General features: G+C 53.9%; 16 protein-coding genes. 15 read left to right on the top strand and 1 reads right to left on the bottom strand.

The window, feature by feature from the left end; translation table 11 throughout:
- Positions 1–2: 2 nt before the first annotated feature.
- The 7 genes from ABU178_RS08330 (at position 3) to ABU178_RS08300 (ending at position 5,507) form a co-directional block, all read left to right on the top strand.
- Positions 3–2,087, top strand: a complete 2,085-nt coding sequence (locus ABU178_RS08330) for a hypothetical protein (protein WP_397213739.1) — start codon at positions 3–5, stop codon at positions 2,085–2,087.
- Positions 2,054–2,647, top strand: coding sequence for a siphovirus Gp157 family protein (locus ABU178_RS08325; protein WP_397213737.1), 594 nt, complete (start codon positions 2,054–2,056; stop codon positions 2,645–2,647). The genes ABU178_RS08330 and ABU178_RS08325 overlap by 34 nt, the downstream gene beginning before the upstream one ends.
- A gap of 181 nt (positions 2,648–2,828) precedes the next feature.
- A complete protein-coding gene (locus tag ABU178_RS08320) occupies positions 2,829–3,098 on the top strand; it encodes a hypothetical protein (RefSeq protein WP_397213736.1) in 270 nt (89 codons plus the stop codon).
- Positions 3,085–3,240: a DUF1317 family protein gene (locus ABU178_RS08315; protein WP_397213734.1), complete on the top strand. Its 156-nt coding sequence runs from the start codon at positions 3,085–3,087 to the stop codon at positions 3,238–3,240. The genes ABU178_RS08320 and ABU178_RS08315 overlap by 14 nt, the downstream gene beginning before the upstream one ends.
- 12 nt (positions 3,241–3,252) lie before the next feature.
- On the top strand, positions 3,253–4,107 hold the full coding sequence (locus ABU178_RS08310) for a ParB/RepB/Spo0J family partition protein (protein WP_397213732.1): 855 nt from the start codon (positions 3,253–3,255) through the stop codon (positions 4,105–4,107).
- A 52-nt stretch (positions 4,108–4,159) separates the two neighbouring features.
- Complete coding sequence (locus ABU178_RS08305; RefSeq protein WP_397215749.1) at positions 4,160–4,405, top strand: excisionase; 246 nt, start codon at positions 4,160–4,162, stop codon at positions 4,403–4,405.
- Complete coding sequence (locus ABU178_RS08300; RefSeq protein WP_397213730.1) at positions 4,383–5,507, top strand: phage integrase Arm DNA-binding domain-containing protein; 1,125 nt, start codon at positions 4,383–4,385, stop codon at positions 5,505–5,507. The genes ABU178_RS08305 and ABU178_RS08300 overlap by 23 nt, the downstream gene beginning before the upstream one ends.
- Positions 5,508–5,629: 122 nt before the next feature.
- On the opposite strand, the gene icd is transcribed toward ABU178_RS08300, so the two are convergent.
- Complete coding sequence (gene icd, locus ABU178_RS08295; RefSeq protein ID WP_397213728.1) at positions 5,630–6,880, bottom strand: NADP-dependent isocitrate dehydrogenase; 1,251 nt, start codon at positions 6,878–6,880, stop codon at positions 5,630–5,632.
- Positions 6,881–6,981: 101 nt separating this feature from the next.
- Here icd and rluE point away from each other — a divergent pair, with 101 nt between their 5' ends.
- The 8 genes from rluE to ABU178_RS08255 all read left to right on the top strand — a co-directional run bounded on the left by rluE (position 6,982) and on the right by ABU178_RS08255 (position 14,829).
- Positions 6,982–7,638, top strand: a complete 657-nt coding sequence (gene rluE, locus ABU178_RS08290; protein ID WP_397213726.1) for a 23S rRNA pseudouridine(2457) synthase RluE — start codon at positions 6,982–6,984, stop codon at positions 7,636–7,638.
- Positions 7,639–7,686: 48 nt separating this feature from the next.
- Positions 7,687–8,160 carry an NUDIX domain-containing protein gene (locus ABU178_RS08285; protein WP_397213724.1) on the top strand — a complete coding sequence of 158 codons (474 nt, stop codon included), beginning with the start codon at positions 7,687–7,689 and terminating at the stop codon, positions 8,158–8,160.
- A gap of 42 nt (positions 8,161–8,202) precedes the next feature.
- On the top strand, positions 8,203–9,315 hold the full coding sequence (gene mnmA / locus ABU178_RS08280; protein WP_397213722.1) for a tRNA 2-thiouridine(34) synthase MnmA: 1,113 nt from the start codon (positions 8,203–8,205) through the stop codon (positions 9,313–9,315).
- Positions 9,316–9,349: 34 nt separating this feature from the next.
- A complete protein-coding gene (gene hflD, locus ABU178_RS08275; protein ID WP_397213720.1) occupies positions 9,350–9,991 on the top strand; it encodes a high frequency lysogenization protein HflD in 642 nt (213 codons plus the stop codon).
- A 42-nt stretch (positions 9,992–10,033) separates the two neighbouring features.
- Positions 10,034–11,404, top strand: coding sequence for an adenylosuccinate lyase (purB, locus tag ABU178_RS08270; protein ID WP_397213718.1), 1,371 nt, complete (start codon positions 10,034–10,036; stop codon positions 11,402–11,404).
- Between the two features lie 110 nt (positions 11,405–11,514).
- Positions 11,515–12,183 carry a two-component system response regulator PhoP gene (gene phoP, locus ABU178_RS08265; RefSeq protein WP_397213716.1) on the top strand — a complete coding sequence of 223 codons (669 nt, stop codon included), beginning with the start codon at positions 11,515–11,517 and terminating at the stop codon, positions 12,181–12,183.
- A gap of 3 nt (positions 12,184–12,186) precedes the next feature.
- Positions 12,187–13,647, top strand: a complete 1,461-nt coding sequence (phoQ, locus tag ABU178_RS08260) for a two-component system sensor histidine kinase PhoQ (protein ID WP_397213714.1) — start codon at positions 12,187–12,189, stop codon at positions 13,645–13,647.
- Positions 13,648–13,704: 57 nt separating this feature from the next.
- Complete coding sequence (locus tag ABU178_RS08255) at positions 13,705–14,829, top strand: ribosomal protein uL16 3-hydroxylase (protein WP_397213713.1); 1,125 nt, start codon at positions 13,705–13,707, stop codon at positions 14,827–14,829.
- The last annotated feature ends 32 nt before the right edge of the window (positions 14,830–14,861 follow it).

Below are 14,861 nucleotides of genomic sequence, written 5' to 3'. Positions count from 1 at the left end.
TCATGTCTTTATTTGTTGTTGTATATCATGCAAAAAAAACAGCAGCAGAAAAATACGGCGCCAAATCTCTTGCGACTTCCATCGAAGCGAACTCTCTGAAAATGGCGGCTGCGATGGCAGTCGTGAAGCTTGAAGAAGAGATGCCGGAAAGCAGCGAGCATTTTTTCGCACCGAAGATTTATGCTCACCGTCCCGGCCTGCCTCTCCCTGCCCTGAATGTTCTGGACGACAGTTTTATGGATACACACGTCTGGAACGAACAGACCAGAGAACTCGAAGCGGTTTCCGCTGCAAATGAACCTGGGGAACCGATCGAATTTAACAATCTGTCTTCAGTCATGCGCATTGCCGTTCTTGTTCGTTACGGAACGTCACAGGTTACGCGGACACAGCTTGAGGATGCCCTGGCGCTTATGCAGGACACACCGCAAACATTTGATGACCATATCACTGAGGCGCTGATAAAAACTCCATCTGCCGCAGCTATGTACCCGGAGCGGATTCTGCAATTGATCCATGATCTGCGCGATTGCTTCGACCACAACGACACCTGGCCGCAGATGAAAGCTTTCGCAGAGAAATGGGTAAATGACCTGCGCGGCGACCGTAATGACAAATTACGCACCGCATCCGGCACGCTGGCTGGCGGAGGCAAGGAAACGGATCGCAGCCCGGATTTAAAACATGATTTTTCGACTCTCGATCTCGAAATAGCTCTGGGCATCATGGGACGTTCTCAGGATTTCGATATCTACAACATTTCCAGCAGCATTTTTAAACGTGCCCGCGACATTGTCAGTCTCAAGGAAAAGCCTTTTCCCGCGTGGAGTAATGCGCTCCGTCAGACGCCCGGTATTCTCGATTATTCCCGCGCCATGATTATCTGTTGCGTGAAAACGGCTCCGGCTGACATCCCTGATAATCCCGGCGCCTTACAGGACTATATCAACCGGACACTGACTGAAACGGATCATGCCAAACCCGATTTGAGGATTGTAGCGCTTGCCTGTGGGCAGCGGGATGAAAAGGAAATTCAGGATGAAGAAGCAGGAGCGTCATCACAGCACGCAGCAGGGTTTATGGAAGCTACAGCGGAACCGGCTGAAGCAATGGCTGTTGATTCAGCAGAATCAGCAGGAAAGCCGTCGGGGATGGAAGCTGAGGCACAGGTAATTGCCGTTGAAAAGGTTGTGCCGGCAACAGAGTTTGTTCAGGTCACAAATAATTTCCAACAGGTCGGTGAGGTTCTCGAAAAAGAGCTGCAAAACAAAGACGGTTCAGCACACGACAATCTGAAAATCTGGCGCCAGGTGATGCGTACTGATCCACGTTTTACAAAGCCGTTAAACGGGACAGGTTATGAAGGCACATCCATCAACGCCGAGTATATGTTCATGCGTGCGACAGAGCTTTTCGGCCCAATCGGCGAAGGCTGGGGATTTGAGGTTTTAGAGGATCGTATGTTGCCTGGTGCGCCAATGAGCGAGGCCATATATGAAAATAATAAGTTTGTCGGTAAACGGTTACTGCGTGACGCCGACGGCAGCCTCATAACTGAGCAGAATCACAGCATTAAAATCCGGCTATGGTATCTCATTGAAGGGGATGTGCGCGGCGAAGTCGAAGCTTATGGCGCCACACCTTATCTGTACCACGCAAATAAGGGCATCAAGTGCGACGGCGAAGCACAGAAAAAATCCCTGACTGATGCGATCAAGAAAGCCCTCTCCCTGCTCGGGTTCTCAGCTGATATCTGGCTCGGCCTGTATGACATGCCCGAGTATAAGAAAGAGATCGAGATTGAATTCGATATTAAAAACGCGAGCAGAAACGCGGAGGAATCCACCCGGATACGCGCAGAACTCGATGAGAAGTTCAAACAGAACGTTGAGACGATGCGTCATGCCGTTACGCAGAATGAAGTGTCAAAAATCGCAACGTCGCTCACCCGCACCGTAAGTACACACCTCAAATCTGCCAGGGAAACAGGCAACAACGATTATGCAAAATACCTTGAGGGTCGTTTGCGCCGCCTGGAAGAAGTCAAAGCTGAATGTCTGATGAAACTGCAGGAGGCAGCATCATGAGCAACCGGACAATGGATATCGCCGCCGAGATCAAAAAGCTTCAGGCTCTGGCTACTGATGGCGGTGAGCTTACCCCCGAGATGATCGCTGATACGCTCGATGGCCTCGAAGGAATGCTGGAAGATAAATTCGACGCAACGATGTCAGTCATCCGTCAGTTTGAGCTGCAGGCCGAAGGTTGCGCCAGTGAAGCCAACCGCCTGACCGAACGTAAAAAGCACTGGGAACGCCAGGCGGCTGCACTCAAAAAATATCTGCTGGACTGCCTGATTATTTCTGAACGGCAGACGTTAAAAACCACCCTCAATACTTTCACCGCCCGAAAGGGAGTTCAGAGACTCGTTATCGACAACATCGATGCGGTCCCGGATGAGTTTGTCGAAGCACGGACGGAAATCATCATTACCCCGCTCAGGGATCAGATCAAACAAACCCTGCAGGAAGCGGCAAAGCAGATTGCCGAGTTTGAGAAACGCGGGGAAGCCGTGCCGAAAGAGTTCACCAATCCTGTTCCCGGTGCCCGTCTGGAAAGCAGCCCGCAAACATTGTCTGTGCGGTAGGGATTGAACATGTGCGAAGAAAGTCAGAACAACGGACTGCTTTTTCCTGCGCGCTGGACACCAGATGACGGCTGTGATTACACGCAGATAATTATCTGGCAGATGCGCACTAACTGGCGCACACATGCCGGGACCCGTGAAACGCGCCCTGCTCCGGTAAAAGTTACAGAGGTAAGAGTTGATGAGAAACCCAAACGTAAGCGCGCTCGTCGCCGAAGCCGTACAGGTTGCCGTTACACTGCCACCTGTTGAGCGGGAACTGGTACGCAGGCTGGCGCAGGCGCTAAGGCAATCGGCGGAACAGAACGAAGCAATGCGGGAAGCGATAGCTTTCGCTACAGCTCCGGATATGTGGATTCAGCGAGAAGATGACATTTACGAATACCGTTACCGGGAATGGTATGCAAACCGCCTTAAACAGGTGCTGAGAATGTCAGATGAGAAAGCCTGATGATGACATAACCGTAGGTCATATCACCTTACCCTGGAGCCAGCTTTTTTACGGCTGGCTGTTGCCGGACGGCACAGTGATAAAAAATCCGTTAAAGGCCCAGCGTAAGGCAGAGGAACTCAATCGCGCCACGATTCATTGAAAAGGAAAAATGATGGCCAATTCTTTTAAACAGATGATCAAAGCCGGAGTCATTAAACGCAGCGATTCCGGCATGTTTATCAGCTTGGATGATATTCATGTAAAGCCGGGATTCAACAAGCGCGAAGATGATGAGCGCACCCGCCAGGCTGATGATGCGCTTTTTGAATTCCTGCTGGGCGGCGGCATCGTCCCTCCTCTGGAAGTTATTGCTAAGGATGATGGCGGTGTTTGGGTAGTTGAAGGTCACCGCCGCCGCCGTTGCTACGAACGCTGTCGCGCAGCAGGTAAGCCGGTAAACAGAATTCACATTGTTCCCTTCACCGGGAATGATGTTGAACGCCTGGCCCGCATTATAACATCCAACAATCAGTTGCCGCTCTCTCCGCTTGAGCAGTCTGCTGTCATCAAAGAGCTGGCGGGCTTTAACCTGACCACGGCGGAGATAGCAAAGCTGGTTAATAAATCCCTCCCTACTGTCGAAAAGCTACTGACGCTGAGCACAGCGAATCATGACGTTCAGCAGAGCGTTAAGGCCGGAGAGGTATCTGTCGACGTAGCCGTTGACCGGGTGAAACAGCACGGTGAGAACGCCGGAAAAGTACTGGAGAAAGACAAAGCCGCGGCCACAGCTGCAGGGAAGAAAAAAGTAACCCGGAGTATTATCGCGCCGGAAATCAGCATCAAAAAAGCGCGCCGCGTAGTAGCGATTATCGATTCCGGTCTTAAAGATTCTGCCTCTCTTTCTCTGTCACCTGACGAACTGGAAGAACTGCAATCTTTAATCAATGAACACCGGAAGCTGAACCGGGAATGCCAACATGATACAAACTGTACGCCAGCTGTTTCCTCACAACATGAGGCATAAACAGTAGACCAACACAGCCTATTTGAATGGATAGTACTTTATGGAAAAAAACGTGTCACGCATGGTTACTTTAACAACGTGGGCCAGGGAGGAGTTTGACGAGCCGATCCCGAGCAAAGCCACCTTGTGTAAGTATGCCAAGAACGGGATGATATTTCCTTTACCAAAAAAAGTGGGAAACAGATGGCGTGTTGAAAGAAGCGCTCGCTTTATAGGAATTGAAAAACCACTTATCAAAGAGAGCGATAACCCTCTTCTGAAAAGGATTCTCGAAGATGGCCAGACCGCGCAAATATAATATAAATATTCCCGGCCTCTCCTGTTACATGGATGCTCGCACAAAAAAGGTTTACTGGCGTTATAAACATCCAGTTACGGGTAAATTTCACGGGCTGGGTATTGACGAAAGTGAAGCGAAAACCATAGCAACCGAGGCGAACAATCGCCTCGCTGCACAACAAGTTAACCAGCTATTAAAAGTCCGAAACGAAATCAGTCGTTCTCAAAGCAAAGGTATCAGCGTCACAACCTGGGTCGATAAGTATCTTAAAATACAGAATGAAAGATTGAATACTGGCGAAATAAAGCTAAACACATATAAGCAAAAACTTGCTCCAGTAAAAGCGTTTGTTTCTTCGTATGGCCTGAGAGGCATTGATGAGATCACGGTGAGGGACGTTGCAGAACTTATAGAAGATTATAAAGAGCGAGGCCAGAATCGGATGGCACAAATAGTTCGTATGGTTTTGATTGATGTATATAAAGAAGCACAACACGCCGGGGAAGTACCACCTGGATATAACCCTGCCAGCGCAACAAAACAACCACGTAGCAGAATTCAGCGGGAACGGTTAAGCCTGGAAGAATGGCACAAGATATTTGAGGCCGCAGAAAATATGCCGAACTATATTCAAAATTCCATGCTGCTTGCAGTAGTAACAGGTCAGCGCTTAGGCGATATAGCAAAAATGCAATTCAAGGACATTTGGGACGGTCATCTGCATATTCATCAAATGAAAACGGGAGCAAAATTGGCGATTCCTCTTTCGTTACGCTGTGAAGCTCTCAACATAACGCTTGAAGAAATTATCACACGGTGCAGGGATCGTATCGTAAGTAAATTCATTATCCACCACCACCATACGACTGCACAGGCGGTTCGTGGCGGTCCTGTAATGGGCAACACTATTACAGGAGGATTCAAACAAGCACGGAATAAAACAAACCTGAGATGGAGCAACGGGACGCCGCCAACTTTTCATGAGCAACGCTCCCTTTCTGAACGCCTTTATCGCGAACAAGGGCTTAACACTCAACAGCTTTTAGGGCATAAGAATCAGCTGCAGACTGACAAATACAACGATGACAGAGGCAAGGAATGGACAGTAGTTGCGGTCTAAAATAGCTCACATTATGTACAGTTTTGCAGAAGGGTTTTGCAGGAGTTTTGCAGAAGAAATTTCAGGAAGGAAAACACTCCGGCATTAGGAGCCAAAACCGGAGTGTTAGCGGTAAAAACGAATTACATGTTTTCGATGATCGCGTCACCAAACTCTGAACATTTCAGCAGCTTAGCGCCGTCCATCAGACGTTCGAAATCGTAGGTCACGGTTTTATTGGCGATAGCGCCTTCCATGCCTTTCACGATCAGGTCAGCCGCTTCGAACCATTCCATATGACGCAGCATCATCTCTGCAGAAAGGATCACCGAGCCTGGGTTCACTTTATCCTGACCGGCATATTTCGGAGCGGTACCGTGCGTGGCTTCGAACAGCGCGCATTCGTCACCGATGTTGGCGCCCGGTGCGATACCGATACCGCCTACCTGTGCCGCCAGGGCATCAGAAATATAGTCACCGTTCAGGTTCATACAGGCGATAACGTCATATTCCGCCGGACGCAGCAGGATCTGTTGCAGGAACGCATCGGCAATCACATCTTTCACGATGATCTCTTTACCGGTGTTCGGGTTTTTGAACTTCATCCACGGGCCGCCGTCAATCAGTTCGCCGCCAAACTCCTCTTTCACCAACTGGTAACCCCAGTCTTTGAAAGAGCCTTCGGTGAACTTCATGATGTTGCCTTTGTGAACCAGCGTCAGTGAATCGCGATCGTTGGTGATGGTATATTCCACCGCAGCGCGTACCAGACGCTTGGTACCCTCTTCCGAACACGGCTTCACGCCGATACCGCACTGCTCAGGGAAGCGAATTTTCTTCACGCCCATCTCTTCGCGCAGGAATTTGATCACTTTGTCCGCTTCCGGCGTGCCCGCTTTCCACTCGATACCGGCGTAGATATCTTCGGAGTTTTCGCGGAAGATCACCATATCGGTCTCTTCAGGGCGTTTAACCGGGCTCGGCGTGCCTTTGTAGTAGCGTACCGGACGCAGGCAGACGTAGAGATCCAGCTCCTGACGCAGCGCCACGTTCAGTGAACGGATACCGCCGCCAACCGGGGTCGTCAGCGGACCTTTGATGGCAACGCGGTACTCTTTAATTAAATCCAGGGTTTCCTGCGGCAGCCAGGTATCTGCGCCATAAAGTTCTACAGATTTTTCACCGGTATAAATTTCCATCCAGGAAATTTTTCGCTCGCCGTTGTAGGCTTTCTTCACGGCAGCATCAACCACTTTCAGCATCACTGGCGAAACGTCAACGCCAATGCCGTCACCTTCAATGTAAGGGATGATCGGGTTATTGGGTACGACCAGTTTGCCCTGATCCAGGGTGATTTTTTGACCTTCCGCCGGAACAACTACTTTGCTTTCCATTAACCTCTCCTTCGAGCGATTTTTTGTTAATGATTTGTAAGATGCGCGTCAATACTACTTGAATATTTCCGCCGCGCCAATCACCGCAGTTTCGCGGTATAATGCGCCGATTGTTTCTGACTGCAAAGCCCATGCGTAAAACTTCTCAACGAATTCACCAGGATAAACGATTCAGCCGCCCGGCCCGCGCCAGACCGCGACCGACGGGTCCGCGCCGCGTCATTTTATTTAACAAACCCTTTGATGTGCTGCCACAGTTCACCGATGAAGCGGGCCGGCGCACATTGAAAGATTTTATCCCCCTTGCGGATATTTATGCCGCTGGTCGCCTCGATCGCGACAGCGAAGGCTTGATGGTGCTGACCAACGACGGCGCGCTGCAGGCGACGCTGACTCAGCCGGGCAAGCGCACCGGGAAAATCTATTTTGTTCAGGTCGAGGGCGAGCCGCAGGAAGCGGATCTGCAACCGTTGCGGGATGGGGTTAATCTGAAAGATGGCCCGACGCTACCTGCCGGAGTGGAAAAAGTGCCTGAACCTGCCTGGCTCTGGCCGCGTCAGCCGCCGATCCGCGAGCGTAAAAACATCCCGACCTGCTGGCTGAAAATCACCCTTTATGAGGGCCGCAACCGTCAGGTGCGCCGTATGACGGCCCATATCGGCTTTCCGACATTGCGCTTGATCCGTTATGCCATGGGGACCATGATGCTGGAAGATCTCGCGCCCGGCGAATGGCGCGATATCAGCGATCGGCTGTGAGATCGCTCGCCGCTTTCATAACAACAGGTTAACAATCCGGGAGGATCGATGTTTAAACCTCATGTCACCGTGGCCTGTCTGGTACAAGCTGAAGGTCATCTGCTGGTAGTTGAAGAGCGTATAAATGGCCGCCCTACCCTGAATCAGCCTGCCGGACATCTGGAAGCGGATGAAACGCTGCAGCAGGCGGCGCAACGTGAGTTGCGCGAAGAGACCGGCATTGATGCGCCGGTTCAGCATTTTTTAGGCGTGCAGCAGTGGATCGCACCCGATAACACGCCGTTTGTGCGCTTTCTTTTCTCGCTTGACCTGGCGACAAAACAACCCACCGCGCCGCAGGACAGCGATATCGATCGCTGCTGGTGGCTGACGCCGGAAGCGATTATCCAGGCGGCTAACCTGCGATCGCCGCTGGTAGCGGAAAGCGTACGACTATGGCAAAGCGGCGCGCGTTACCCGCTGCATCTGATCGGCGCGTTCCAGTGGCCGTTTCATGAGGGTGCGCACTGCGCCGACGCGTGATAGAATGCGCCGCCAGTTTTTTATACCTATTGTGAGTGCGTCATGTCTGACAACAGCCAGAAAAAAGTGATCGTCGGTATGTCCGGCGGCGTCGATTCTTCCGTTTCCGCCTGGTTACTGCAGCAGCAGGGCTATCAGGTAGAAGGCCTGTTCATGAAGAACTGGGAGGAAGACGACGGCGAGGAGTATTGTACCGCCGCGGACGATCTGGCGGATGCACAGGCAGTGTGTGACAAGCTCGGCATCAAGCTGCATAAGGTCAATTTTGCCGCCGAGTATTGGGACAACGTCTTTGAGCACTTTCTTGAAGAATATAAAGCCGGACGCACGCCCAATCCCGACATTCTCTGCAACAAAGAGATCAAATTTAAAGCGTTCCTTGAGTTCGCGGCAGAAGATCTCGGCGCGGATTTCATCGCCACCGGCCATTACGTCCGTCGTCAGGATGTGGAAGGCAAAAGCCGCCTGCTGCGCGGACTGGACGGCAATAAAGACCAGAGCTACTTCCTTTACACCCTGAGCCATCAGCAGATTGCCCAGAGCCTGTTCCCGGTGGGCGAACTGGAAAAACCGGAAGTGCGCCGCATTGCCGAACAGCTGGATCTGATCACCGCGAAGAAAAAAGATTCCACCGGCATCTGCTTTATCGGCGAACGCAAATTCCGTGATTTCCTGGGTCGCTATCTGCCCGCCCAGCCTGGCGAGATCGAAACCGTTGACGGCAAAATTGTTGGCGAACATCAGGGTTTGATGTATCACACCCTGGGCCAGCGCAAAGGGCTGGGGATTGGCGGCCTGAAAGAGAGCAATGACGATCCCTGGTATGTGGTGGATAAAGATGTGGCGCGCAATCGCCTGATCGTGGCGCAGGGCGCCGACCATCCGCGCCTGATGTCGCAAGGCCTGATTGCTCAGCAGCTGCACTGGGTCGATCGCGAGCCGCTGACCGCCCCGCTGCGCTGCACGGTGAAAACTCGCTATCGTCAGGGCGATATCGACTGTGAAATCATCCCGCTGGATGCGGATCGTATTGAAGTACGCTTCCTTGAGCCGGTCGCCGCTGTCACTCCCGGTCAGTCCGCCGTGTTCTATCTTGGCGAAGTGTGCCTCGGCGGCGGCATTATTGAACAGCGCCTGCCGTGGGTAGCCGCATAAGGTCGGCGCTGCCGACGCGTATACAGGAGTAACCGTGGCTAAAAATTATTATGACATTACGCTGGCGCTGGCCGGGATTTGCCAGGCGGCGCATCTGGTGCAGCAGCTGGCGCATCAGGGACAGTGTCACGCTGACGCTCTGCAGGTTTCGCTGCGCAGCCTGCTTGACCTCAATCCGGGATCGACGCTGGCGGTTTACGGCAACGACGAGGCGAACTTGCGCCTCGGTCTGGAAACGCTGATGGCGGTGCTGAACAGCAGCAGCCGTCAGGGGGCAGGCGCAGAGCTGACACGCTATACCCTCAGCCTGATGGTGCTGGAGCGCAAGCTCAGCAGCAACAAAGCGGCGCTGGGAACACTGGCGCAGCGCATCGGTCAGCTGGATCGTCAGCTGGCGCATTACGAACTGGAATCGCAAACCATTACCGGCGCCATGGCGGGGATCTATGTGGATGTGATTAGCCCTCTCGGCCCGCGCATTCAGGTCACCGGCTCTCCTGCCGTGCTGCAAAATGCGCAGGTGCAGAGCAAGGTGCGCGCCACGCTGCTGGCCGGAATCCGCTCGGCGGTGTTATGGCAGCAGGTGGGCGGTGGACGCCTGCAGTTGATGTTCTCTCGCCAGCGCCTGGTGCGCGAGGCGAAAACGATTTTATCCCGTCTGTCACCGGTTTACTGAGCCGGTAAGACAGCTTTATTAAATGATTCAGGAGTTGCACTGATGGAATTATCCTCTCTGACCGCCGTCTCACCTGTCGATGGTCGTTACGGTGACAAAGTCAGCCCGCTGCGTGCGATTTTCAGCGAATATGGTTTGCTGAAGTTTCGCGTAGAGGTTGAAGTTCGCTGGTTACAGAAACTGGCCGCGACTGCAGAGATCAAGGAAGTTCCTGCTTTTGACGCCGACGCAAACGCTTTCCTCGACGCGATTGTGGCAAATTTCAGCGAAAATGACGCGGCGCGCATCAAAACCATCGAGCGCACCACCAACCACGACGTGAAAGCGGTGGAATACTTTCTGAAAGAGAAAGTCGAATCGGTCCCGGCGCTGCACGCCGTCTCCGAATTTATCCACTTTGCCTGCACCTCCGAAGATATCAATAACCTTTCCCACGCGCTGATGCTGGAAACCGCACGTCGCGAAGTGGTTCTGCCTTACTGGCGGCAGATCGTTGACGAAACCAAACGCCTGGCGAACGAATACCGCGATATCCCTCTGCTCTCGCGCACCCACGGCCAGCCTGCCACGCCCTCCACCATGGGCAAAGAGATGGCAAACGTGGCCTACCGCCTGGAGCGCCAGCTGCGCCAGCTGTCACGCATTGAGATCATGGGTAAAATCAACGGCGCGGTAGGCAACTACAATGCGCACATGGTCGCTTACCCGGAAGTGGACTGGCACCAGCTGAGCGAAAGCTTCGTTACCTCGCTGGGCATCACCTGGAACCCCTACACCACGCAGATTGAGCCGCACGACTACATTGCCGAGCTGTTTGACTGCATGGCGCGCTTCAATACTATCCTGATCGATTTCGATCGCGATATCTGGGGTTACATCGCGCTGAATCACTTTAAACAGAAAACCATCGCCGGTGAAATCGGCTCCTCCACCATGCCGCACAAGGTTAACCCGATCGACTTCGAAAACTCCGAAGGCAACCTCGGTCTGGCGAACGCGGTGATGCAGCATCTGGCGAGCAAACTGCCGGTTTCACGCTGGCAGCGCGATCTCACTGACTCCACCGTGCTGCGCAACCTCGGCGTCGGCGTGGGTTATGCGCTGATCGCCTATCAGGCGACGCTGAAAGGCATCTCCAAACTGGAAGTGAACCGCGACCGTCTGCTGGACGAGCTGGATCACAACTGGGAAGTGCTGGCTGAGCCGATTCAGACGGTGATGCGCCGCTACGGCATCGAAAAGCCGTATGAGAAACTCAAAGAGCTGACCCGCGGCAAGCGCGTGGATGCGGCCGGTATGCAGGCCTTTATCGAGGGGCTGGATCTGCCGGAAGAGGAGAAAGTGCGCCTGAAGCAGATGACGCCAGCCAACTATATCGGTCGCGCCATTCAGATGGTTGACGACCTGAAATAAGCCTGTCCGCAGGCCGATAACATGTCGGCCTGCGTTAACCTGCTGTTTAGCTCAGATTGTTTATACTTCGCCCCATCTTATGTCCCCCGTTTTGATTTAAAGGTAAACCTATGCGTGTTCTGGTAGTGGAAGACAATGCTCTGCTGCGTCATCACCTTGCGGTGCAACTCCGTGACATGGGCCATCAGGTTGACGCCGCTGAAGACGCTAAAGAAGCGAGTTATTTTCTGCAGGAACATGCGCCGGATATCGCGCTGGTCGACCTCGGCCTGCCCGATGAAGACGGCATGTCGCTGATCCGTCGCTGGCGCAGCGACAGTGTGCGCCAGCCTATCCTGGTCCTGACTGCGCGCGAAGGCTGGCAGGCAAAAGTGGAAGCGCTGGAAGCCGGAGCCGACGATTACGTCACCAAGCCTTTTCACATAGAAGAGGTGGCAGCGCGTCTGCAGGCGCTGATGCGCCGTAACAGCGGTCATGCTTCACAGCTGATTTCCCTGCCGCCGTTTCAGGTGGATCTCTCACGCCGTGAAGTGATTATTCATGACCAGCCGGTCAAGCTGACCGCCTTCGAATACACCATTGTGGAAACGCTTATCCGCAACGCCGGTAAAGTGGTGAGCAAAGAGTCGCTGATGCTGCAACTTTATCCCGATGCTGAACTGCGTGAGAGTCACACAATCGATGTGCTGATGGGGCGTCTGCGTAAAAAAATCCAGGCCCTGCATGCACAAGAGGTGATCACCACAGTGCGCGGCCAGGGTTACCGGTTCGATCTTTAAATAATGTCATGGTTTAAACGCTCTAAACCTTTCTCGCTGCGCGCCCGTTTTCTGATGGCGACCGCCGCCATTGTGCTCATCCTTTCGCTCTCTTACGGCATGGTTGCCGTCATCGGTTATGTCGTAAGCTTCGATAAAAACACCTATCGCGTGATGCGCGGCGAGAGCAATCTGTTTTTCACCCTGGCGCAGTGGCAGAACAATCAGCTGACCATCGCGCAGCCGGAGCGCATGACGCTCAATTTCCCTACGCTGGTATTTATCTACGACGAGCACGGTAAACTATTATGGCAACAGCGCGACGTACCGGCGATTCGTAAAAAAATCCGCCGCGAATGGCTGCTGAAGCCTGATTTCTATGAGATCGACACCAGCAACCGCACCAGTCTGGCGGCGATGGGCAACGACCAGGCCGCGCAGCGCGCGCTGCACGCCTGGGACACCGACAATGACGACACTTTTACCCATTCGGTGGCGGTGAATCGTTACGATGCCACCACCAATCTGCCAGCGCTGACTATCGTGGTGATTGACTCCATTCCGCAGGAGCTGCAGCACTCCGACGTGGTCTGGTCGTGGTTCAGCTATGTGCTGGCGGTCAATTTGATATTGATTATTCCCCTGCTCTGGCTGGCGGCGCACTGGAGTCTGCAGCCCATTGGTCATCTCACTGCGCAAGTGCGCGAACTGGAAACCAGCCAGCGTGAGAACCTCGACGACAATCCGCCGCAGGAGCTGCGCAGCCTGGTGCGCAATCTTAATCTGCTGTTGCTCAACGAGCGACAGCGCTATACGCGCTATCGCACCACGCTTTCCGATCTCACGCACAGCCTGAAAACGCCGCTGGCAGTGTTGCAAAGCACACTACGCTCGCTGCGAGGTGGCAAAGCGCTGACCATTGAACAGGCGGAACCGGTAATGCTGGAGCAGATCAGCCGTATTTCCCAGCAGATCGGCTATTACCTGCATCGCGCCAGCATGCAGGCGGATCACAACCCGCTGCAGCGCGATTTTCACTCCGTCTCGGCCCTGCTCGACAGTCTCTGCTCGGCGCTGAACAAGGTTTACCAGCGCAAAGGCATCTCCATTACGCTGGATATCTCGCCTGAACTGCTGTTTGTTGGCGATCAGAACGACTTTATGGAGGTGCTGGGGAATGTGCTGGATAACGCCTGCAAATATTGCCTGGAATTTGTTGAGGTCAGCGCCCGACAGACCGACAAAGCGCTGCATCTGTTTATTGAGGATGACGGTCCTGGCATTCCTGAGAGTAAGCGCGATCTGATTTTTGTACGTGGTCAGCGCGCCGATACCTTGCGGCCCGGCCAGGGGCTGGGACTGGCCGTCGCGCGCGATATCCTTGAGCAGTATGCGGGCGAGATCGTCGCGACCACCAGTTCACTGGGCGGCGCACGCATGGAAGTGATCTTCCAGCGCCAGGAAGTGGAACATCGCCGCGAGTAGAAAGCCGCGCGGGCTGTTATACTTGCAGGCATTTACTGCCCTTACCGGAACGCTTTTATGGACTATCAGCTCGATCTTAACTGGCCCGACTTTATTCAACGCTACTGGCAAAAACGCCCGGTGGTGTTAAAACGTGGTTTTAAAAACTTTATTGATCCTATCTCTCCCGATGAGCTGGCCGGGCTGGCGATGGAAAACGAGGTGGATAGCCGCCTCGTCAGCCACGAAGAGGGCAAATGGCAGGTGAGCCACGGCCCGTTTGAGAGTTACGATCACCTGGGCGAGAATAACTGGTCGCTGCTGGTGCAGGCGGTTAACCACTGGCATGAGCCGTCAGCCGCGCTGATGCGTCCGTTCCGCTTTTTGCCCGACTGGCGTATTGACGATTTGATGATCTCTTTCGCCGTGCCGGGCGGCGGCGTGGGTCCCCATCTCGATCAGTATGACGTGTTTATTATTCAGGGCACCGGCCGCCGTCGCTGGCGTGTGGGTGAAAAAGTGCCGATGAAGCAGCACTGCCCCCATCCCGATCTGCTGCAGGTAGAGCCGTTTGACGCCATTATCGATGAAGAGATGGAGCCGGGCGATATCCTCTATATTCCGCCAGGTTTCCCTCATGAAGGCTACTCGCTGGAAAACGCGCTGAACTACTCGGTGGGCTTCCGCGCGCCGAGCGGTCGCGAGCTGATCAGCGGTTTTGCCGACTATGTTCTGGCCCATGAGCTGGGTGGGTTGCGCTACAGCGATCCGCAGGTGCCGACCCGTGACTGCCCTTCACAGATTCTGCCGCAGGAGCTGGACGGCCTGCGTCAGACCATGCTGGACGTGCTTAATCAGCCAGAGCATTTCAATCGCTGGTTCGGCGAGTTTATCTCCCAGTCGCGCCATGAACTGGATATCGCGCCACCGGAGCCGCCCTATCAGCCCGATGAGATCTACGATGCGTTGCAGCAGGGCGACAAGCTGACGCGTCTGGGCGGTCTGCGCGTGCTGACGCTGGACGATGCGGTGTATGTCAACGGCGAACGCGTTGAGTGTGCTTACCCTGAAGTGCTGGCCGCGCTGGCGCACCGTCAGGTGCTTGGTCTGGAGGATCTGGGCGAGGCGCTCGACGACCCGTCGCTATTGGCGCAGCTGGCCGCGCTGGTCAACAGCGGCTACTGGTACTTCAGCGAAGAGTAATGCGTTCGGCTTGCCCCTGGACGCTGCGGCCA

It is taken from the genome of Pantoea osteomyelitidis, from assembly GCF_044342975.1.
Classification (GTDB): Bacteria; Pseudomonadota; Gammaproteobacteria; order Enterobacterales; family Enterobacteriaceae; genus Pantoea; species Pantoea osteomyelitidis.
The sequence above is the reverse complement of the archived record's forward strand: the minus strand, read 5'-3'. Positions and strand labels throughout refer to the sequence as shown.

Bases quoted from the DNA above. Each gene is read 5' to 3' on its own strand.
- mnmA (WP_397213722.1), top strand. From the start codon at position 8,203: ATGTCTGACAACAGCCAGAAAAAAGTGATCGTCGGTATGTCCGGCGGC.
- purB (WP_397213718.1), top strand. From the start codon at position 10,034: ATGGAATTATCCTCTCTGACCGCCGTCTCACCTGTCGATGGTCGTTAC.
- ABU178_RS08320 (WP_397213736.1), top strand. From the start codon at position 2,829: ATGAGAAACCCAAACGTAAGCGCGCTCGTCGCCGAAGCCGTACAGGTT.
- ABU178_RS08325 (WP_397213737.1), top strand. From the start codon at position 2,054: ATGTCTGATGAAACTGCAGGAGGCAGCATCATGAGCAACCGGACAATG.
- ABU178_RS08255 (WP_397213713.1), top strand. From the start codon at position 13,705: ATGGACTATCAGCTCGATCTTAACTGGCCCGACTTTATTCAACGCTAC.
- ABU178_RS08300 (WP_397213730.1), top strand. From the start codon at position 4,383: ATGGCCAGACCGCGCAAATATAATATAAATATTCCCGGCCTCTCCTGT.
- rluE (WP_397213726.1), top strand. From the start codon at position 6,982: ATGCGCCGATTGTTTCTGACTGCAAAGCCCATGCGTAAAACTTCTCAA.
- ABU178_RS08330 (WP_397213739.1), top strand. From the start codon at position 3: ATGTCTTTATTTGTTGTTGTATATCATGCAAAAAAAACAGCAGCAGAA.
- phoP (WP_397213716.1), top strand. From the start codon at position 11,515: ATGCGTGTTCTGGTAGTGGAAGACAATGCTCTGCTGCGTCATCACCTT.
- ABU178_RS08285 (WP_397213724.1), top strand. From the start codon at position 7,687: ATGTTTAAACCTCATGTCACCGTGGCCTGTCTGGTACAAGCTGAAGGT.
- icd (WP_397213728.1), bottom strand. From the start codon at position 6,880: ATGGAAAGCAAAGTAGTTGTTCCGGCGGAAGGTCAAAAAATCACCCTG.
- ABU178_RS08315 (WP_397213734.1), top strand. From the start codon at position 3,085: ATGAGAAAGCCTGATGATGACATAACCGTAGGTCATATCACCTTACCC.
- phoQ (WP_397213714.1), top strand. From the start codon at position 12,187: ATGTCATGGTTTAAACGCTCTAAACCTTTCTCGCTGCGCGCCCGTTTT.
- ABU178_RS08310 (WP_397213732.1), top strand. From the start codon at position 3,253: ATGGCCAATTCTTTTAAACAGATGATCAAAGCCGGAGTCATTAAACGC.